General features: G+C 47.8%; 19 protein-coding genes and 1 pseudogene. 8 read left to right on the plus strand and 12 right to left on the minus strand.

Annotated elements, in window-relative coordinates:
- Positions 1–21: 21 nt before the first annotated feature.
- Both WH37_RS31435 and WH37_RS31440 read left to right on the plus strand, forming a co-directional pair.
- Positions 22–741, plus strand: a complete 720-nt coding sequence (locus tag WH37_RS31435) for a response regulator transcription factor (protein WP_046234610.1) — start codon at positions 22–24, stop codon at positions 739–741.
- On the plus strand, positions 738–1,754 hold the full coding sequence (locus tag WH37_RS31440; RefSeq protein WP_046234611.1) for a sensor histidine kinase: 1,017 nt from the start codon (positions 738–740) through the stop codon (positions 1,752–1,754). Before WH37_RS31435 ends, WH37_RS31440 begins: the two co-directional genes overlap by 4 nt.
- A 67-nt stretch (positions 1,755–1,821) precedes the next feature.
- On the opposite strand, the gene WH37_RS31445 is transcribed toward WH37_RS31440, so the two are convergent.
- Positions 1,822–2,109: a DUF1330 domain-containing protein gene (locus WH37_RS31445; RefSeq protein ID WP_046234612.1), complete on the minus strand. Its 288-nt coding sequence runs from the start codon at positions 2,107–2,109 to the stop codon at positions 1,822–1,824.
- A 221-nt stretch (positions 2,110–2,330) separates the two neighbouring features.
- Here WH37_RS31445 and WH37_RS31450 point away from each other — a divergent pair, with 221 nt between their 5' ends.
- The 3 genes from WH37_RS31450 to WH37_RS31460 all read left to right on the plus strand — a co-directional run bounded on the left by WH37_RS31450 (position 2,331) and on the right by WH37_RS31460 (position 6,122).
- Positions 2,331–3,101, plus strand: coding sequence for an ABC transporter ATP-binding protein (locus WH37_RS31450; protein WP_046234630.1), 771 nt, complete (start codon positions 2,331–2,333; stop codon positions 3,099–3,101).
- Entirely contained in the window at positions 3,076–5,016 is a 1,941-nt protein-coding gene (locus tag WH37_RS31455) for an ABC transporter permease (protein WP_046234613.1), read from the plus strand. Before WH37_RS31450 ends, WH37_RS31455 begins: the two co-directional genes overlap by 26 nt.
- A gap of 170 nt (positions 5,017–5,186) precedes the next feature.
- The gene (locus WH37_RS31460) at positions 5,187–6,122 is read left to right on the plus strand and encodes an AEC family transporter (RefSeq protein WP_046234614.1); all 936 of its coding nucleotides are present in this window, start codon (positions 5,187–5,189) and stop codon (positions 6,120–6,122) included.
- Between the two features lie 150 nt (positions 6,123–6,272).
- Here the strand turns inward: WH37_RS31460 and WH37_RS31465 are convergent, their stop codons facing one another.
- From WH37_RS31465 to WH37_RS31485, 4 genes are all read right to left on the minus strand, one after another.
- On the minus strand, positions 6,273–7,562 hold the full coding sequence (locus WH37_RS31465; RefSeq protein WP_046234615.1) for an ABC transporter permease: 1,290 nt from the start codon (positions 7,560–7,562) through the stop codon (positions 6,273–6,275).
- Positions 7,559–8,311: an ABC transporter ATP-binding protein gene (locus WH37_RS31470; RefSeq protein ID WP_046234616.1), complete on the minus strand. Its 753-nt coding sequence runs from the start codon at positions 8,309–8,311 to the stop codon at positions 7,559–7,561. Before WH37_RS31470 ends, WH37_RS31465 begins: the two co-directional genes overlap by 4 nt.
- A 255-nt stretch (positions 8,312–8,566) precedes the next feature.
- Positions 8,567–10,108, minus strand: a complete 1,542-nt coding sequence (locus WH37_RS31480) for a DEAD/DEAH box helicase (RefSeq protein WP_046234618.1) — start codon at positions 10,106–10,108, stop codon at positions 8,567–8,569.
- Between the two features lie 26 nt (positions 10,109–10,134).
- Positions 10,135–10,908 (minus strand): SDR family NAD(P)-dependent oxidoreductase, encoded by a 774-nt coding sequence (locus tag WH37_RS31485; protein ID WP_046234619.1) that lies wholly within the window; start codon positions 10,906–10,908, stop codon positions 10,135–10,137.
- Positions 10,909–11,057: 149 nt separating this feature from the next.
- Between WH37_RS31485 and WH37_RS31490 the strand changes: the two genes are divergently transcribed.
- Positions 11,058–11,699 (plus strand): DUF2625 family protein, encoded by a 642-nt coding sequence (locus tag WH37_RS31490; RefSeq protein WP_046234620.1) that lies wholly within the window; start codon positions 11,058–11,060, stop codon positions 11,697–11,699.
- Positions 11,700–11,785: 86 nt separating this feature from the next.
- Here the strand turns inward: WH37_RS31490 and WH37_RS31495 are convergent, their stop codons facing one another.
- On the minus strand, positions 11,786–12,247 hold the full coding sequence (locus tag WH37_RS31495; protein ID WP_046234621.1) for a chemotaxis protein CheX: 462 nt from the start codon (positions 12,245–12,247) through the stop codon (positions 11,786–11,788).
- Positions 12,248–12,620: 373 nt separating this feature from the next.
- Between WH37_RS31495 and WH37_RS31500 the strand changes: the two genes are divergently transcribed.
- The gene (locus WH37_RS31500; RefSeq protein ID WP_046234622.1) at positions 12,621–13,178 is read left to right on the plus strand and encodes an SMI1/KNR4 family protein; all 558 of its coding nucleotides are present in this window, start codon (positions 12,621–12,623) and stop codon (positions 13,176–13,178) included.
- Between the two features lie 240 nt (positions 13,179–13,418).
- Here WH37_RS31500 and WH37_RS31505 read toward each other — a convergent pair whose 3' ends face one another.
- Complete coding sequence (locus WH37_RS31505; protein ID WP_231594448.1) at positions 13,419–14,465, minus strand: HRDC domain-containing protein; 1,047 nt, start codon at positions 14,463–14,465, stop codon at positions 13,419–13,421.
- Positions 14,466–14,680: 215 nt separating this feature from the next.
- Between WH37_RS31505 and WH37_RS31510 the strand changes: the two genes are divergently transcribed.
- On the plus strand, positions 14,681–14,965 hold the full coding sequence (locus tag WH37_RS31510) for a hypothetical protein (protein ID WP_046234623.1): 285 nt from the start codon (positions 14,681–14,683) through the stop codon (positions 14,963–14,965).
- A 205-nt stretch (positions 14,966–15,170) separates the two neighbouring features.
- Here the strand turns inward: WH37_RS31510 and WH37_RS31515 are convergent, their stop codons facing one another.
- The 5 genes and pseudogenes from WH37_RS31515 to WH37_RS31530 form a co-directional block, all read right to left on the minus strand.
- Positions 15,171–16,580, minus strand: coding sequence for a phosphodiester glycosidase family protein (locus tag WH37_RS31515; RefSeq protein WP_143088732.1), 1,410 nt, complete (start codon positions 16,578–16,580; stop codon positions 15,171–15,173).
- 104 nt (positions 16,581–16,684) lie between these two features.
- Positions 16,685–16,978 (minus strand): annotated as a pseudogene (locus tag WH37_RS35145) (5'-3' exonuclease H3TH domain-containing protein); the annotation flags it as partial.
- An 801-nt stretch (positions 16,979–17,779) separates the two neighbouring features.
- Positions 17,780–18,634 carry a hypothetical protein gene (locus tag WH37_RS31520; protein ID WP_046234624.1) on the minus strand — a complete coding sequence of 285 codons (855 nt, stop codon included), beginning with the start codon at positions 18,632–18,634 and terminating at the stop codon, positions 17,780–17,782.
- A gap of 258 nt (positions 18,635–18,892) precedes the next feature.
- Positions 18,893–19,702 carry a hypothetical protein gene (locus tag WH37_RS31525; protein WP_046234625.1) on the minus strand — a complete coding sequence of 270 codons (810 nt, stop codon included), beginning with the start codon at positions 19,700–19,702 and terminating at the stop codon, positions 18,893–18,895.
- A 271-nt stretch (positions 19,703–19,973) separates the two neighbouring features.
- Positions 19,974–20,399, minus strand: a complete 426-nt coding sequence (locus tag WH37_RS31530; RefSeq protein ID WP_231594449.1) for a hypothetical protein — start codon at positions 20,397–20,399, stop codon at positions 19,974–19,976.
- Positions 20,400–20,549 lie beyond the last annotated feature (150 nt).

Genomic DNA, 20,549 nt, shown 5'->3' on the forward strand with positions numbered 1-20,549 from the left:
TGCGTAAGGAGCTGAATAACGATGTATACGATCATGATTGTCGAGGACGATGCGAAGATCGCTGAGCTTCTGCGGGCGCATATTGAGAAATATGGCAACGCAGCAGTTGTGACGACTGATTTTGCCCGCGTCATGGAGCAATTTGAGCAAGTAAAGCCGCATATTGTGCTGATGGATATCAACCTGCCTAGCTTTGACGGGTTTTATTGGTGCCGGCAAATTCGCACCGTTTCCACCTGCCCGATTATTTTCATTTCTGCCCGCAGCGGCGAAATGGATACGGTACGCGCCATTGAAAATGGGGGCGACGACTATTTGACCAAGCCCTTCCATTATGAGGTCGTGATGGCGAAAATCCGCAGCCAGCTAAGGCGCGTATACGGCGACTATGCCCAAGCTGCCGGGGAGCGGATGGTCGAGCATGCCGGGCTGATTTTGTATCCCGAGCGAATGGAGCTTCATCTGCAAGGACAATTTGTAGCTTTGACGAAAAAGGAAACCGTGCTTGTGGAGACGCTGCTCCAGCGCTGCCAAAGGCTTGTGAGCCGTGAAACGATTTTGGAGAAGCTGTGGGACGATTATACATATGTCGATGACAATGCGCTTAGCGTCAATATGTCGCGTGTGCGCAAGAAGCTGGCCGAGCTTGGCATTGAAGGAGCGCTCGAAACGGTGCGCGGAACGGGCTACCGCCTGAATGACAGCTGGGCAAATGGCGAGCAGCAGAGTGAGCGCCGATGAAGCTTTTTTTACGGGATCAGCTTGCTCTGATGTTATTTATGCTCATACAGCTCGTCGTAGTGACCGCCGTGTTCTGGCTCGATGGCTATAAAGATATGGTCATCGCCTCGTATGCGCTGTTGCTCGGCCTCTGCGTATTTATTGCATTTCTGGCTTACCGTTATTTGACTCACCGCCGATTTTATACGCTGCTCAGCAGCAGACAGGCAGGTCTTGAGGAGTCGATCCAGCAGCTTGAGTCCGCTCCCCTCCCTGCGGCGCTCGGGGAACTGCTGCAGCTTCAATACCGCCATTACCAGAAACAGATCATTGAAGGCGAGCGCAAGCAGCAAAATCATCTGACCTTTATGAATCAGTGGGTGCATCAGATGAAAACACCGCTCTCCGTGCTGGAGCTCATGCTGTCGGAGGAAGCGGATGAGCGCAATAACAGCATGCGGGAAGAAACGGATCGCATCCGCAAAGGGCTGGATATGGTGCTGTACGTCGCCCGGCTGGAAACGTTCGAGCAGGATTTTCAGGTTGAGAAAATTCAATTGCGCGAGCTTGCGAACGAGGTGATTTTGGAAAATAGGCGGCTGTTTATTCGCAGCTTCGTATACCCGGATATGCAAATGGAGGAAAATCTAGTCGTGGAGACGGACGGCAAATGGCTGCGGTTTATTATTCAGCAGCTGATTGCCAATGCGATTAATTATTCGGCCGGCAGCGGCGCGAAAATTACGATCAGCGGCTACCGAAGCGAGCGCTCGGTCATCCTTGAGGTCAAGGATTGTGGCGTCGGCATTCCTGCCTCAGATTTGAGCCGCATTTTCAACGCCTTTTTCACCGGAGAAAATGGACGGGCATTCAAGGAATCAACAGGCATGGGCCTCTATATTGTCCGAACCGTCCTCGATAAAATGAATCATGAGATTGAGGTTGAATCTAAAGTAGGGGCAGGCAGCGGCACGACAATACGGATTATTTTCCCCTTTGCTGCAGTTCAGTCCGTTGATCATCATACAAAATAATTGTGCTTTAGAGCTATAATCGAACAAGCAGACTGTCTTATGATGGCAATCTGCTTGTTTTTCGTAATTATAAGCCTTCCACAACGATGGCTTTCCCAGTAGAGTTTGCCCTTCTGATTTTCTTCAACGGTTCGTACATTTCCGAGTTAAAAAAGGCTTCGATGCTCTGTTTGTTAGGAAACTCCAGAATGACGAGTCTTTTCGGCTGCCAATCTCCTTCCATAGTCGTTACGTTGTTATCATGAACGATCGGGCGGCCCCCGAAATGTGCAATGACATCAAAAATCTTATTTTCATATTCCTTGAAGTTTACCGGGTTTGAAATATCAATATCGATAACGAGGTATGCGCTCAAATCCAACAGCTCCTTTAGTTGATGAGGAAAGGCCGTATTCCCCTTCCTTGCTTTCAGTATACGGACTAAAGAGGGGAATTGATCTCGCTTCTCTTGGGGGATGCAAAAGCAAGCAGCGTTATCTTACAAAGCTGTAAGGTAAATGAAAGCTACGTTCATAGGAGCAGGACCCCATGAGGGGTATACTGGGTTTATTGATAAACAAGCAAGGGGAGATCAAATTGGAATTGCTATTTGCACGAAACCTGAACAAAATTTATCCCGGCAAAGTGACCTATAAAGCGCTCACCAACATTGATTTAACGATCCAGAAAGGCGAATTCGTCGGCATCATGGGCCCTTCGGGCAGCGGCAAAACGACGCTCCTGAACATGGTATCGACGATCGACAAGCCCACTTCCGGCGAGCTGCGCATTGCTGGCCAAGACCCGTATGAGCTGCCCAGAGAGAAGCTTGCATATTTCCGCCGGAGGGAGCTTGGCTTCGTCTTTCAATCGTTTAATTTGCTCGATACGCTGACGGTCAGCGAAAATATTATGCTGCCGCTCACGCTCGACGGCACGAATATCGCCCAAATGAAGCTGCGAGCCGCCTCCATTATGGAAAATCTTGGCATTTCCGAGCTGACGGACAAGCGGACGTATGAAATATCCGGCGGCCAGGCACAGCGTACGGCCATTGCCCGGGCACTCATCCATAACCCGAAGCTGCTGCTGGCCGACGAGCCGACAGGCAACCTCGATTCAAAATCAGCACGTGATGTGATGGAGCTGATGAGCAAGCTCAATCGCGAGGATAATACCACTATGATGCTCGTTACACATGACGCTATGGCGGCGAGCTATTGCCACCGGGTTATTTTTATTAAAGATGGCCAGTTCTACAGTGAAGTGAATTGCGGCGACAATCGTGCGGCTTTTTATCAAAAAATTATTAATGTGCTTGCTCTGCTTGGGGGGACTGAAAATGAATTTCCGACAGTTCGCGTTTAATAATGTACTGCGTCGCAAACGGACGTATGCCGCACATTTTATGAGCAGCTCGTTCGCGGTCATGATTTTTTTCATCTATTCGGTGCTGCTGTATCATCCGGATTTGCAGGGACAAATCGCCGCAAGCAGCCCGACTGCCTCTATGCTCGGCACGATGGGGCTGAAAATTTCGCAATATTTAATCGTTATTTTTTCATTTCTGTTTTTGATGTATTCCGCAGGTGCCTTCCTGAAGGCGCGTAAACGTGAATTCGGCATTTTGATGCTGCTCGGCATGTCCGACAAGCAGTACCGCAGGTTGATTTTTGTGGAAAATATGGTCATTGGCCTCATCTCCACTGTTTTTGGAATCGGCTTTGGCATTTTGTTCACCAAGCTGTTTCTGCTCATAGCCGAACGGCTGCTGGTCCTGCAACAAGGACTCGAATTCCTCGTTCCCATCCAAAGCGTGATCATAACGGCAGGCGCTTTTTTCATCGTATTTCTGCTTCTGTCCATACTCGCGTCGCGCCTTGGGCGGAAATCTCAGCTGCTTGAGCTGATTCGTTCAGATGAGAAGCCCAAGAAGGAGCCGAAAGCTTCCGTGCTGTTATCGCTGCTCGCTGCCGTTCTTTTGCTTGCAGGCTACGGAATGGTCTTTTATTTTGTATTGGGTCGCGCCTTCTCACTGGCACTGCTCGCAGCCGCCATTGGCTGTGTCATATTGGGGACTTATTTTTTGTTTACACAGCTCAGCGTGTATGTGATTCGTGCACTGCGCGGACGGGAAAGCCTGCTGCTGCGTAAAATCAATTTGCTAACGCTCTCCGATCTCGCTTACCGAATGAGAGACAATGCCAATATGTTTTTCATGGTGGCAACGGTAACGGCGGTCGCCTTGTGCGGCATGGGTACCTGCCTGGCGATTGGTGATCCGAAGCTGTCGGAAAAAGACAATCCTTACGCCTTTATTTATGAATCCTTCGGTGGTGACAGTGAATCTCTAGCACAGAGTGAAAGGCAAACGAAGCAGCACCTGGCGCTATTGGAGCATAGACTATCAGAGGGCGGCTTTACTTATACGAAAGGCGCTTCACACATAAAATACACGGAAGATTGGCAGTCGGTCATGAGCCTATCCGAATATAATCAGCTTGCCACTGCATTAGGGTTCGCCGCCGAGACGCTAAATGTGCCCGGCGAAGCTTTTATCGCCTCCGGCAAAGTATCCCGTGCCCAGAACGTGACGGCATTTGAGCCCGTTTTGGATTTGGGCAACGTCGCGCCGGACGAAAAGCGGCAGAAGCTTACTGTGGTAAAGAGGCTGCCTTCTTTCGTATTAAACAATTACAATGATGTTTATGTCGTTTCAGATGATTATTTCCAAGCGATGAACCGAATGAAAGACGACACGAACCAGGTCACGTATTATTATGTCATTCCCAATTGGATCGACACGATCGGTGTGGCGCAAAGCGTTATGAAGGAAATACCACAGGATACGGAGGGCCATTATTATATGCGGTCACTCGTGATCGAATGGTATGAATTCAAACAGCTTAACGGGCTACTGCTCATTATTAGCGTGCTTGTGGGCGGGGTCTTTTTCACCTATGCCGTCAGCTTTATCTACTTTAGGCTGTATGCCGATTTGGAGCGGGATGAGAAGCAATACCAGATGATTAGTAAAATCGGCCTCAGCGGCAAGGAGCTGAACCGGCTGGTTACAAGGCAGCTGCTCATTATGTTTTTCCTGCCCTTTGCGATTGCGCTTGTGCATGGCATCGTCGCTTTTATAAATATCGCGCTGCTGCTCGATATCTCGATGCTGAATGCAGCATTAATGATCTATATTAGCTTCTTTCTTCTTCAGCTAGCATATTTCCTCATGATTCGCTGGCGGTATTTGCGCCATATGCATCTCAAGCTGGCATAACGAGGAGAATGCTTTGAAGGTTCGCAGAGCTGGAAGCTGGGAGCTGGGATTGGGCCGAATAAAGCCTTATATAGTCAAAGCTTATGAGTATATAGGAAAAGGGTCTTGGACGCTAACAGACGCTTTGTGCAAAAATAAGGCATATTGATTTAGGCAAAGGACTGATTCGTATGCTGCATTCATTTTTGCTCATCGTATATGGCGTGTTTCTGCCGATTTCGCTGCCCGTGCTTGGAGGAGCAGCCTTGAAGCGCTGGCGGGGACTGGAGACGAAGCCCTTATCAACTATTGCCCTTTATTTGCTCAGCCCAGCTCTTATTCTGGAGACGCTGATCAGCGCCAGGCTGTCGATGGCAGATATCATTCAGACAAGTGCATTCAGCATCATTAATCTGGTCGCGCTCTGGCTCGTCGCCACGCTCGCCTCACGGCTGCTGCGGCTTTCTCCAGCAGATCAAGCAGGCCTCACACTCGTGTCCGTATTCACGAACTGTGTCAACTATGGACTGCCGCTCGTGCTGCTCGCTTTCGGTCAGCTTGGGCTTGCCAAAGCATCGGTCTACGTTATCTCGCAAATGATTCTTGTCAATACAGTAGGTGTTTATTTCGCAGCCCGCTCCCATTTCTCGGTGAAAAAAGCGGTCCAATCGGTGTGCAAGCTTCCTGCTTTATACGCCGTTGTGCTCGCTGTCATTATCCGGTTCACAGGTATTGTTGTGCCTGCGGCCGTGGAGGAAGGCATATCGATGCTGTCCAACGCTTATGCGCCTGTCGTGCTGATTTTGCTAGGGGCACAGATGGCCGGGGCGCGCAGCAGCAAAAGGGCCGCGGATTCGGTCATGAGCAAGCCGCTCTGGACGGCTATCGCGATCCGGCTGCTGCTTTCTCCAGTCATTGCAGCGCTGCTGCTCTGGCTGCTGCAGGTAAAAGGCATGCTGTTCGCCGTCCTGCTTATACTCGCATCCATGCCGACCGCAGTCAACGCCGTTATTATGGCGGAGCAATTCGAAGCATCGCCGAAGCTCGTTTCCCGCTGTATTTTGTGGACGACGCTCGCCTCATTTATTGTGCTGCCTTTGCTGATTGTCCTTGTGCAGCCATCTTGACCTATTAAGCAAACGGATAAATTTTCAGTTAAAAAAACGTCCAAACCCACCTGTTTCAGTGGATCTGGACGTTTTTTGCTTGCTTTTTCACCGCGACAGCGGGGCTTTCATCTATAACCAGTCGCCGTCCGACAGTTGTGGCGACCTAATCTAATCTTCTTCCGCATCAGCAGCAAAAGCGCGGCGCAGTCTCAGCGGGCGAATCGTGAACAAATAGACGAGCGCTGCAATCGGCGCTGCTGTAGCAGCAAGCAGGCAGTTGGCACGCAGCAGCATAATGCACGCAGGAAGCCACATGAGCAGTGCAATAATGAGCATCGTAAAGCGGTCCAGCCGGATGAGGCTTTCCATCCTTTGCGCATCAGGAAGCGGATAAACATGCCGCCATACCGTATAACGATGCGTATGGCGAAGCCCGCCGAGCTGGGCCCCGACAATGAGCATAAATACCGCATAGGCAAAGGCAGCCCCCCAGCCGGACAACCAGACCGCTTCCGCCATCCAATAGGCAATAAGCGCAAACAGGACGAGCAGCCTTAGCAAAATGCCCCCCATTTCCATTCGCAGCATGGATGCCGCATATAAATAATCGTAAGTCAAGCGGCGGCGGTACGGAATAAAGTTCATCACCCATGAAAGATATTTTCGGCTGGCTGTTCGCGATGGCATCGTAGGCACATCGATAAACAAACCGAAAAAGACGTAATACCTTCTTCTCGTCGCTGCCTCTTCTTCAATTAGCCGCTCCCATGGTATGACGAATCGACTCGGAAGTCTATACAGCAGGGCGAATAGCAGGATGAGCAAAATTATAAAGCCTCCCGCATACAGCGGTGCACGGGTCAGCATACCCGCCCAAGCAAGCGCCGTCGCTGCCCAGCGAGCCACTCGAAACAGCACTCTCATGCCGCTCCAGGCCAGCTGCCGTTCCCGCCATGCAGCAGCTGTATTTGCTAAGCGCAGCACAGCCGCAGCCAAAACCAGCAGCCACATATCCGCTGGACCGGTGCCCTGCCTGTAAATAGGCCAATAAGCAAGCAGCATGAAGGCGCATAGAGCGACCAGAGCTATTATGCTTCGCTTAAAGGAAAGCCCCCAATAACGGCGCATCGCTGATTCCTGCGGCATATGGAATACGACATCTGCCGCTTGCAGAAAGGTGCGAAAAGGGCTCCAGCAAAGCACTGGCACTAGTGCCACAATGCCAACCAGCGCAGTCGGAAAATCAGCCGGAACGTCCCGGATCAGCTTAAAATAGCTAAGCACTCCGGTAATGACAAACAACGAAAGAAACAGCGGGAATCCACTTTGTCCCATATAGCGGAAATAAGGCAGCGTTTCCTCCCGGAAACTCCGTGCACGCTTTTTCCATAGCTTTTGCATCGCCTGTTCCTTCAGCTGCCGCTGCTCTTGATTAGCTACTTGCGATTTAGCCGTCATAGCTTGTCTCCAGCAACGAGCTTATAGAATGCATCCTCCAGCGTTCCGCCGCGCATCGCCATGCCCGCCGCTTCGCATACATCCGCAAGCGTTCCGCTGGCAACGATGCGTCCATGATGCATCACAATAAACTTGTCGCAATAAGCTTCGACCGTAGCCAAAATATGCGAGCTCATCAAAATAGCCGAGCCGTTCTGCTTAACTTCTACAAGCCGTTCCAGCAAGGAGCGAATGCCAAGCGGGTCCAGCCCAAGAAACGGCTCATCAATGATGTATAATGGCGGCTCTGACAGCAGCGCGTTCATAATCATGACCTTCTGCTTCATCCCTTTAGATAGATGGGCGGCAAAAGCCCCTTTTTTCGCATTCATCTGGAACTCGTTCAACAAATCCATGCGCTTCTTTTCAAATTCCTGTTCAGCTACACCGTAGGCCATTCCCGTCAGACGCAAATGCTCCTCAACCGTAAGCTCGTCGAACAGCACCGGCGTTTCCGGCACATAGGCAAAAGCGGAGCGGTAGCGATCCGGATCATCCTCCAGCTTGACGCCGCCAACCTTAACCTCACCCTGCTGCGGCTTCATCAAGCCGAGAATATGCTTAATCGTCGTACTTTTGCCTGCGCCATTGAGGCCAATTAAGCCGACCATTTCGCCCGGACGCAGCTGGAACGACACATTATGCAGGACAGGACGGCGCGGACTGTATCCTCCTGTCAAATCGGCAACTTCCAATACAGGCTCTATCATTATCCATTCACCTTCATAACTATAAAATTAATATCGCTTATTCAGCATACCGAATTCCAAGGCAAAATTCAAAATTTCCCATCCGTATCGTTTCGGACCCGTGCTTATGAGCAAAAAAAAGCCCTCGTTCCACAATGGCTGAGGCTAAAGCGGCTAGCGGGGCGCCAAGGAAAAATGGCTGGGCGCCCGCTTGCCTCTTCACTCCATCTTGCTGGAAAAGGGGCTTGTATTCTAAACTCATTCTTGCTTAAAAGCTTACTCCTTCGTATCGCCCGACTCGCGCTTCGCTTTCAGCCATTTCGGCGCGCCTTTATTCTTGCTTTTCTTCTGGCGCTCCTGCTTGGACAGCATCTTCGCCTTCGGTTTCGCTTGAACAGCAGCTTTCTGTGGCTCGTTAGCTGCGGTAGCATCGATTCCCGTTGTTCTTGCCCGCACTGCCCCATCTGCTGTGGCATCATTTCTGCGGCTGCCAGGCTGAACTTCGCCCCGGCGTCTCTCGCCTTGCGGTGCTTGCCCGCCTGCACCTTGTCTGAATTCGACGCGCTGCCTCTCGCCTCGCGCTCCATCTCCTTGCGCGTAGTCGCTGCCCGACGCTAGACCGCTCTTCGGTGCTCCTGTATAATCCGAGCGTTTGAACGAGGCTTTATCGTTCCGCGCTTCCTCTGGTGTAACCAGCCTGCCTCTTAGCATCGCCTTCTCCGGAAGATCAATGCCAAGCTGCTTGCGGAACTTGTCCATAATAAAATGCTCCTGCGGCGTAACAATGGAAATAACCGTTCCCGTGCGGCCCATACGACCCGTCCGGCCCGCCCGGTGCACATAATGATCGGCATCAAGCGCTGGCTCCAGATTGATTACGAGCGGCAAGCCTTCAATATCAAGTCCCCTCGCGGCAACGTCGGTCGCAAGCAATAGCTGGCACGCGCCTTCGCGAAAGCGCGCAAGCGTAGCAGCACGGCGCTGCTTGTCGGCATCGCCATAAAGCGCCTCTACCGTAAAGCCCTCATAGCTGAGCTTCGCTTCCCAGTTTGAAATCGTGTCCGTCTCATTCAAAAACAGCAATGCCGATTTTGGCTTCAGCATTCGAATGATGCGCCTCGCGATATCCGGCTTGTCCCGTTTGTCGCATACGAAATAATAATTCGTAATCGTCTCTGACACGCGATGCTCAGGCGCAACCTGAATTCGGTACGGCTCATTCATCCAGCGTCCTTCAAACCGGGCCATCTGCTCTGGATAAGTCGCCGAGAAAAAAGCGATCTGACGATTTTGTCCCATTGCAAAAAGAATCGTCTCCACTTCGCGCGTCGAGCTTAGCTGGAACACTTGGTCCACTTCATCAATGACGACCTGATTGACCGCATGCAGCTTGATTTTGCGCAGCTTAAGCAACTCGTGAATACGTCCCGGCGTACCGATGACAATTTGTGGATGCAGCTTGAGCTTCTCTACTTGGCGCTTGAGCGCTGCGCCGCCAATTAGCTGCTGCACACGAAGGCCCAGCGGCTTCGCATAAAATTCAGCCACCCGTACGATCTGCATAGCCAGCTCCTGCGTAGGAGCGATAACGACGCCCTGAATTTCTTTGGACGATGCATTCAGCTTCTGAAGCAGCGGCAGCAAATAAGCAAGCGTCTTTCCTGTTCCCGTCTGCGAACGCGCAGAAACGTCCTGCCCTCCGAGCAGCACCGGAATTGCCTCTGCTTGCACCGCAGTAGGCTCCTCGATACCCTCTTCAATCAGCGCTTCCGCCAGCTGTTCATTTAAACCTAAATCCAACCAATTTTGCATACTCATGTTCGAGTCCTCTCTTGTTCAAAACACTATTTTCGATCCAGCATACCGCCGAATACTCGGTCAATTAGACGTGGAAAAAGCTGATACAGCTTAATGCCGAACGCCGCCGATTTCGGCAAATTAATTTCTGCCTTCCTGCGCTCAATGAGCCGCACGATGGCTTTGACTACATAGTCGGGCTTCATCATAAAGAAGCTGACATTTTTCACATAGTTGCCTGACGGATCTGCCAGCGAGAAAAACGGCGTGTCAATCGGTCCGGGATTTACCGCCGATACGACAATCCCTTTGCCTCGCAGCTCCATCCGCAGCGAATTGGTAAAGCCGAGCACCGCATGCTTCGTTGCCGTGTAGGCCGTTGACTTGGCTGAGCCGATCTTGCCTGCGAGTGAGGCAATATTTACGATATGACCGCTGCCTTGGGAAAGCATATATGGCAGCACAGCCTTCGTGCAGCGAACGATACCCATATAATTCGTATCCATCATCTGGTCAAATTCTTCGACCGGCATCGTCTCAAAATATTTAAAATGCCCGTAACCAGCATTATTAATCAGTATATCGAGACGCCCATGCTTTTTCACAACAGCTTGAATGACCTGCTGAACATCTTCCATGCTCGTTACATCCATCTGATAGTAGGAGCTATCGCCGCCGATTTCTGCCACATGCGCCTTCAGCTTCTCCACATTTCGTCCGGTCAGCACCACAATGGCGCCGCGCATCGCAAGCTGCTTTGCAGCAAGTGCTCCAATCCCGCTGGAAGCGCCGGAAATAAGCACAACTTTGCCATTTAACATCCGTCATCACCTAAAGCTAATTCTACTTGATCAGGGCCTTTTAAGCAAAGAAACCTTTGCAAAACATTGCATAGGCTCACGCCATTTTTTGATTTTGGACAATAGGCCTCTACCTCAGTACAATAATAGGGAAAGGGAGGTTAAACAAAATGAAATCCTACAAGGAATTAATGGTGCCGGAGGACGCATGGGGAGAAATTCAAAGCCTTGTATCCGAAGCCGCCAATCCCGTTACAATTGTCGGCTGTTCGATTGAGGATGGCAGAAAAACGCTGGAGCATCTGCAAGTTACGAATCGCTCCTATTTGGGAGCTATTGCCTTGGAATGCGGAGGACTGCTTGTCGATTATGGCTGGTTAAAAATATTAGGGGCAGGAAATGAGCGGCTTTCAGGCTCTTTAGCAACTTGGAACAGTCCCATCCAAAATATTTTAGTCGTAGCCTATGATTTAGTTGGCGGCTTCTTCGCTATTCATTCCAATTATAAAACCGTATTTTATTTGGCACCTGACACGCTTGAATGGGAAGATACCGAATGTACCTATTCCGAGTTTATAGGCTGGGCGCTGAATGGTGATCTGCAATTATTTTATAAGGCAATGCGCTGGGACAGCTGGATTGCGGACTCCCAAACGCTAAAAGGCGATCAAGCCTTCTCCATCTTCCCCTACCTGTGGACTGCTGAAGGACAAAATATCGAGCAAGCATCCAAAAAGCCCGTAAGCGTAATCGAGCTTTATGAGCTGCATAAGGAAATGGGCAAAACATTACATACTCTTTCCGAGCCGTAAAATGCTATTGACTCCAACAGACGCCAAATATAAGTTCGGCTCTTAGAAATGCAAAATAAAAAAACTCCCGAAGGAGTTTTTGGCTATTACGATGCTACTAGTACCTGAATATCCAGTTCACCAATTCCCTCCATAATGAGCGGAACGGTTAATGCTTGCTGTGCTTTAAAGCCAGCAGCTGCAGCAGACTGAATGACCTTCGGCGGTGTAATATCTACATGGACGCCTTGATTCGATAACATCGTGCTCGCATTGCCGCTAATCATGTTGCCAAGCTCAGAAATTGCGCTTCTGCCCATTTCGTCAATTTCAGAAATGGAGAAGCCACCCATCATAGCCGAAATCATCTTCATCGCTACCGATTCGCTTAGTCCAAAAACGATATCAGCGTTCATTTGTCCGTTCAGGCCGATTTGTATCCAAATGTAATTTTCAACAAATTTAACATCTTTCAAGCCCAATTGCCCTGCCGATGGCTTTATCTGGATGACCTGCTCAATTACACTTTTTGCCGCTTCAAGAAACGGGTTAATATACTCAGCCTTCATAACGGGAATACGCTCCTTTTCGACAAAGATCGCGATTTTTTATATTCCTCATTATACTTTTAAAAATAGGACAAGTATACTATTTTTATCATTTTTGAACCTTAAGACCTATGAGTTTATATTCATTTTCAAACCCATTTCAATCCAATTCGGAGGTTTTTTCGTATCAAACGTATAGACCTATTTTATTTTCAGACACAAAGAACTAGATGAACAAGGTGAACATCAGCTCATTGCCTCCACAGGCTCACGTTCCCCCATCCCACAAAGAGCAGCGCCTCGCACCTGTACAACTATACAGTATTCTTGCCCAGGTTCAGGCATGGCATCTTGCTTCAAATGACGACAATTCAAATATGGTGGTGATACATAAATGACAAAAGACGTCTGGACAAACATTTTACAGCAGGTCCGAACGATTTCCAACCCGATTTTTGCAACGGTTAACCCACCTGCTGCAGAGGAAGAAATTCACCGCTTGGAACGCACATTGCAGGTCGCCTTGCCGACTGCTTTTCGCGATTATTTGTCTACCATGAACGGGCAGCACGATCAGGTGCCTTTTATCGGCTACAACTACTTTTTATCGATACCAGACATCATCGGGACATGGTCCATGATGAATCAATTGTTTGAGGATGAAGAACAGGTGGACTGGGTAAACGAAGACCGAATCAAGCCGGTGATTTGGAGCAACAAATGGATTCCGTTTACTGATTTTGAGGCATCCTCAAGGCTGATTCTGGATTTGGATCCCGGGAAAAACGGCATTCCCGGACAAATCTTTAAATATATGCCCGGTATGAGTTATCAAGACGTGATTGCGAACTCATTTGAAGAGTTTTCCAATGAAATGTTAAAGCGATTCCAAGCCAACCAATTTTCGTTTGTTGACGATGTCATTGCGTTTGATGATCTGTACTTTGTTTAAACGGCGGAAACATGCGGGTTTTATTGCGCTATGATTTTTCATTTGTCGCAGCGCAGCTACTCACCGTTATCTCTTCTCGTTCGGTGCAGCGAACGAGAAGAGATGACGCCAGGTCGACCAATGGAACGGAGTAGCACGCCGAGCAGCCGAATAACCAATTAAGCCTGCAAGCCGCTCCGGTATCCTCCCTTGTGTAAAGCACTTAGAAAGTTTTCGGATGCTTACTATCGAAATTCAGGTTTATATAGCTTGCGCCTGATTTGCATGGGCTTTGCGATAACGGATTCTAAGCAGCCGCAGCCGTTCATACAGCATATCCACCTGTTCATGCTTCATGCCCTCCGCTCCATATACTTGCTGAAGGACGGGCTTCAAATAGCGGTCGCCCGACTGCTCGAATGTTTCCCAAACAAGCTGCTGCTCGGATTCCGGCATATGCAGCAGCTCGCGTGCAATAAGCGGCTCAACATCATATCCTTCACCCTCAAGCTGCTCGATTCTGTCCATCACTTCACGGCGAGACAGCTCGAGGTCGGCGCCTATCTGCTCTAACGTCTCTTCGCTGTTCAAACAGCTGAGAATCCGCTTTTTCTGCAGCTGCTTGTCCATCTCGTTTTTGAATTTCACCTCCTTCTGCTTATACAGCCACCGCGTAAAATCAGACTTGTCCAGCTGCTGCTCTACCCAGTCAAGCGGAAAGCTCGTTTCACGGGCATGCTTTTCTGTAATCGCCAAAATTTCAGCCCCATATCGATTTTGCTTGTTCTCTCCCCAGCCCGGAATTTGCATCAGCTCCTCGGCCGTATAGGGTACAAACGTGCTGAACATCCATAGCATCCGGTTCGTTGCCACGAGGTAGGCCGACTTCTTCTCTCCTCCTGCTTTCGCCCTGCGCCAATCTCTTAATTGTTCAAACAAGGCTTGATCCGCATTCAGCTCGCCATAACACTGCACCATAGCCTGCAAGCTGCCCAATCCCGAATTGCGCCGGCCTTCCAGCATAGATTCAATGACAGGCGTAAAGCCCTCTCCCATTCTTACCGCGACTCCATGGCGAAAGGCGAGCAGCATGTCCTCCCAGGAGACGCCTTCATACCAGACATCAGGCGCATTCGCCGTATGTTCGCCATCGACCCATAGCACCGACCAAATGCCCTCCCGTTCACAAATCGACAATTGCGCGGTTTGTACGCCCTCCTCCATCGAGGATTTTTCAAATGTGTTCAAAAAGAAAATTTGCATCTTCTCATCTCTCCCTGGCTGCTCCAATTTCAAATAAAAGGACATAAAAAAAGCACCTCCCCATAGCTCATCCAGAGCCATAGAGAGGTGCTTCCTCACGTTCAAATATTCGATTAGCAGTATAGTACCATATGCTTTTCAATCTGACAAGCTTTTATATACCGCTGCTGCATCATGCATTGCATGATGCAGCAGCGAACAGGGAACAATGAAAGTGCAGGGATTGCAATTGCCAGATGGAATGGGAAAGGATGATCCACATGGACGGTTTTACCGTAGAAGACCGCAAGCGCTCCACCGACATCTCTACCGTAGAATCACAGCGGAATGACCTAGTGCCGGAGGAGTTCCCGGAAGGGCCATACGCAGCGGAGCGGCCAGGACTGCCGCTTGGCAAAAGCTCGCCATGGCGCAAAGACCAGCGCCCTAACAACCCTTTCACCTATGAAAACCGCTCGCTGCATGCCGATTTGAAACGCGACTATCCCGGAGCAGATGATGAATTTGTGCTCTCCTCCGAGACACAAGAAGAGGAACAGAGCTAGAGACGGCAAATTTGTGATCAAGCCTGTCCAACGATTTCGCCGCTCAACCGGCAACCAACCAACAACGAAAAAAAGCATTCAGCGGGGCCTCCCCCACTGAACGCTTTTTTGGCTATTGCCGCTTCAAGGCACGCTGTTGCTTTTTCGCGCCATGCTGCCATGGTTGTGCTCACTATCTGTCAAATTAACAGCTTGCCAGCAGCCCTTACCATTTCGGCAAGGAGCTGAATACAAGCGCATTGCTGAGCTCGCGTCCGGCTGGCGTAATTTGCTTGCCGTTCGCATACAGGCCGGAAGATGCGCCGCCGTCCAAATTCATCGCCTGCTTAGCCCCTAAGCTGACCATAATTTGTCCCCATTGCTTCATAGTCGCAGCCGGAACCGTAACTAGCAAAATCGAACCGTCATTCATAATCGCAATGCCGCTGCGGGCACCGGAATCGGTCAAAATTTTCGGGCTGACGAAACCTTCCTTCGCCGGATCAACGGCAAGCTTGCCGTCTTTCACAAGGCGAGGGCCTGCACCAATGGCAGTATGCACCTCGCTCCAGTCGATTTCCTTGCCAGCAACATCGGTATAGCTGACCGTGTAATCAACATAGCTTCCTTTCTGGAAACGGCTCGCCAAATGCTCCTCTGTCCCTGTAAAGAAAAGGACATACCCGTCCTTCGGAATATCGACATTCGTATTTTTGCTAACCTTCGTTACGATACCCTTGCTCACCGTTACGGCGGAGCCTGTGGTCATGCCGATTTTGCTGCCGCGTTTCGGCGTATACATAATGGCAGCCGTTCTGCCTGGGGTAGGCGTCCGATTAACGAAATACACATACCAGCTTTGTGAGGATTTCCCGGCGCTGCTTACTTTGCCGCTCATCTTCACCTGCAGCGTATCCATCAGAGCCGAGCCGTCCCATTGAAAGCCAATGCTCGTTCCCGTATTGCCAATATGCTCGACAACGCCATCGCTAATGATGTTGCCATAAGGCTCAGGAATTCCGCCATACGATTCAAAATACGTGCCATTAATGGCGGCCGCTGCATTGTATAATGAAGCAATTCCAGATAAGCCCTGCGTCAAACCAACTGTCCTGCTAGGCAAGCCTGCAGTTACGGGCATCCCTTTCGGAATCGCCACGGTTTGAACGGTGAAGGAACGTCCCCCTGCGGACACGCGCTTCGAAGCCGCTACAGCCTTGTAAGAAGTCGATGCCCCGCGGATCGTTACTGGCAGCTCAAGCTTGCCCTTATAGGAAGCAGAAGTCACATGAACGCGAATTTTAGTCTTCCCTGCCGCGACAGGGATAATAACGCCATCGCTATTCACGCGCGCTACCGCGCCATTGCCTGATTCATACCGCAGCGTCACCGGCTCTGACAGCTTCAGCTTCGCGAGCAGCGGCAGCCTTTCATTAAGCGCAACCGTTACGGCTGATGCCGGATATGTGATTGTAACATTTTTCACTGTCGATTGTGCTTCAGCAGCATAAGCCGCTCCGCCCAAATTGTAGGCCGTCTCACCGCCCGCCGAATTTAGCAGCAGAAGTGCCGCTCCGCCGACTAAGGCTGTGCGCTGCATGCTTTTTTTCCATGATGACTGATTTAATAATTTCATTGTTGTTTCTAGTCCTCCCTAGCTATGTCCAAAATTAGGCTCTTATACCTATATCGGCAGAACTAGGGAAGAATTGAACCATTTGATCCAACTTTGTCTATTCCTTAAGCAAACAGCTTCGTCAAACCGCCAAATTCAAGTTCCTCGAACTTGCGGTGAACGACGTCGCGATCATAGCACCACGGACATATATCCAGCTCAACAGCAATCGGAACATCGCAGCGTATGCGGGCAAGATCACGTGAAAGATGCAGCATTTCAAGGTCGGCCTCGATTTTGGCGCGCACCGTCTTCGTCAGCGATTCCAGATTGAGGAGCAGTGTATCGATCGAGCCATGCTCCTGTATGAGCTTATGGGCCGTTTTTTCGCCAATGCCGCGAACGCCAGGATAGTTATCACCGTGGAACTTGAAATAAATAAGGAATTTTGCTGTTATCTACTTTCAAATTTTTGGTTATCTTTATAATTATCAATGGGTACCAAAGCATTTTCCCAATTTTTCTGTAGCTATCATTGTTTTTATTGGGAAAATACAGCGATCGATGTTTAACAGTTTTACAAGCTTCTTGTTTAGACAACGGAAACGAGTCCGTGGTTTATTCCAATGTCTATTCCAAGGGTTGCACTTCACTCTCCATATAGGAAGTCTAAACGTGTTTTCATAAGGTTTTCTATAGTTAATCTATACCTTTCTCCATTGCCCTCCCATTCATGCTTTTTATCTTTAAGCTTTTGTAAGAGGGGCTCTTCCAGCACGCGCGATACTCATTCAGCTTGCTTTTCGAACCGACTTTACCAATGCCTCGCAATGCCCGTTACCATATGTACAGTCCCATTTGACAGACTATTATCTGGCGCACAGGATGACCACGCCTCCGAAACCAAATATCACATTGACACCGTTTTTATAGCAATATCCTCAAGTTATCTTTTCACTCTCTTGAAAGAATTACTGCAAAATAGCCTCTACAATTAGCAGAGGTTATTTACTCCTGCTCAGAATGTTAGAAACTGAGCAGGACCTTTATATATTGTAGGCATTTTAAAAATTTCTATTATGCTGAAAGCAGTCGCCGTTTTTACTCAAATTAAAGAGCAAGCTACATCAAAGATTATAGAATATAAAATCTTATTTTTATCTAGCTCTCTTAGGTATGGAATCAACTGAATGTAGTATTCATCAGAGGAAGTATAAGTGTCATTTACGTGTAAGCCGATAAGTTGACCATGCAAGATAAGCAAAAATGGCAAGCAATGTACTAAAGAACCATCCAAGCAAAACCCATTTGGTTAACATGTCATTATATACTCCTTGGGGATATGGTAGTAACGTAACCGGCCAAATTACCCCAACAATACAAGCGTAGACAATTACTAATAATCCTAACCATAGTCCATCAGGTTTCCCGTATGTTGCAAGGCTTTTTTTCTGAATATCAATTTGATATTCTATATTCTGTATTTCTCCGTCTAAACGATCCCTTTCTAGTCTTTTCGCTCTATATTCCTTACCGTTAGTTATATTTTTTATAGAATTATTCATTGTAGAGAAGCTTCTACTCGTATCGTTATCAAATAAATTAAATATTGTTTCATAATAATATCTTCGGTCTAAGTAAGCAGGCTTTATAATTTTGTAGAAATCATCAAAATCTTCAGGATACTCCTCGTCATGTAATAATTGCTCCGCGAATTTAAAAAAGTCAGTCTTTACCTCAACTAATTTTTGAACAAAAGGTCGATATTCATCAGCTGATCTGTAAGGGGAAACTTGCGGATTAATAATTTCCTCTACAATGGCATCGTTAAAAATAATCTCTTTACCATTTTCTCTAATGAAGACCTTAGCATCCTCCCATAAGAGCCAATCAGAAATATCCTCAGACTGTTTATTTCTAAATAGTAAATCAGCTTCAAGTTCTTTTATCCGACGGACAAAGCCGCTTTTTTCGCTCGAAAGTGTTAGCAATCTGCTGAATAAAAAACCTCCAACAATTGCGGCAATCGCAGTCGCTATAGTACTTATAAGGCCATTTAAATCAATATTAAACACCTCTCTTAAAGATGCTACATTAGAGTAATTACATCATTGTTACTGCGTTTTGCAATCTTATCAAACTTCGGAAAATAAGTATTAGACTGCTAAAGGTCAGCGGGACCCCGATTTCAAAGCTAAGCATCTAGAAGAGTCATTCACCATTGCTTGTAACGGAAGCCGCTGTTGGCGCATCTGTTAGGAACGGAAGACATGAGTACTTCAGTCGACACACCCTGTATAATAGAAAAATCCACTATTCTGGTTTTATGTCGTTTAAGAAGTCAATAATATCAGTGATCGGGTTAGCTCAAGCACTTTTGACCAAAAAGTAAGAACCAATTCCTCAACCGACTCCCCATCCAATGTTGGATCAAAAATTCTCGATTCGAAGTAGTTCTCAGGAATTGTCATATCCATGCTCATGCCTTCATGCATAATTTCATTTCGAATATTAAGGAGCTTTTTCGACCATTTTGCGTGTGTTTCGTACGCTTGTAGAATTGCTTGATGTTCTTCTCGTTTTCCTCCAGTTCCATTTCTTAGATAATTTTGAATTCTGTTATGAGATCCATGATTTTTAACAGATATCTTAAGCATTTTGGCGATATAGCGTCCCATAGCATCCAAATAGGCTGCCATGCGCGAAATAAAAGCCTCAAATTCACAGCGGAGCGGGACATCCTCGCATTGGATTAATTCAATTAAAGGGTCACTTGCTGTACGGCGAGCCAATTTTGTTATCTCCCTCTGGATATACCTCAAGCGGTGCATGAATTGCTTTAGATGATATCTTATTGCATGGAGTGGAAATATTATAGTATTACGTTCAGTTGCGTTATCTAAATGTATTTTTTTCAAATCAAAGCCGAGTGCATCTGCTATTAGAGGGTCGACTTGGGCAAGTATAGCCGGTCCTTTTTCCACTCCATATCTGATTTGTACTTGGTTGACGATCTTTGGATAGCCTACTCTATGAAGCTTTGAAGACCTAATAAATGGAGGGATTTCCATATGGATTGGGGGATTAGTTGGTATACAGCATTGATTTGGTGGTTTTCGGCTTCCACACAAGCATACTTCCATGGCGTTGATCCTTCCTGTTTTAGAGATTGCGAAACCGACCCTAAAGACTGAATATGCGCATTACAAGTAATAGAACAAGTAAATCTGCGGGGTACGGCACCGATCGAGCTCGAGACCTTGGAGCAAGTTCCAAGCGGTTATTATGGAGAGCAGTCGCATTGACGAAAGCGATCACCGTAGCAGCAACCTGCAACGAAGGAAGCTTGGATGAGCACATTCTTTTATCCTTATTAAAGAATTCAATTATTGAGATGTAACATTATTGCTAAAGTTAGAGCTGAAAATCTATAATCATCTTGTTAGCTCTCGCCAAGAAATTCTTTTTTAGCTGGGTATCGTTATAAATATCATCAAGACATTCATTTGTAGCCTCATTGAATGCAGATATTAAATCATCTATCCATAAAATAATTATATCCCTATTTGCGATTTTCTTTAATATTTTAGAATGCATTTCATTTAGCTCTAAATCCATTTTTTTCCTACCAGAGCGATAAACAATCAAATTTGCTCCTCGGTTTGACATATCTGATTCTATCCAAAGAGTGTGTAATATTGCACATCTTGCATTATAGAGATCCTCACCAGAAACTGAGTAATCTAACTTAGGAGTAACGTATTTATTTGCCCATTTAATAAAGCATTGTCTACCAGTATTCCCCAATCCTTTCACCTGTAATGAGGATACAATATCCATCCCACTATATATTAGAATTAAGGCCGATTTTTCTTGACCCTCATTATATAATAACATTATTGAATAAAATATATCATTAATCACTAGCGTTGCATTAATGTTCTCTGAATCTTCCTAATTTTCTATCACGGCTACTTTTGTGCATAAAAA

This window comes from Paenibacillus algorifonticola (assembly GCF_000971975.1).
Taxonomy (GTDB): Bacteria; Bacillota; Bacilli; order Paenibacillales; family Paenibacillaceae; genus Pristimantibacillus; species Pristimantibacillus algorifonticola.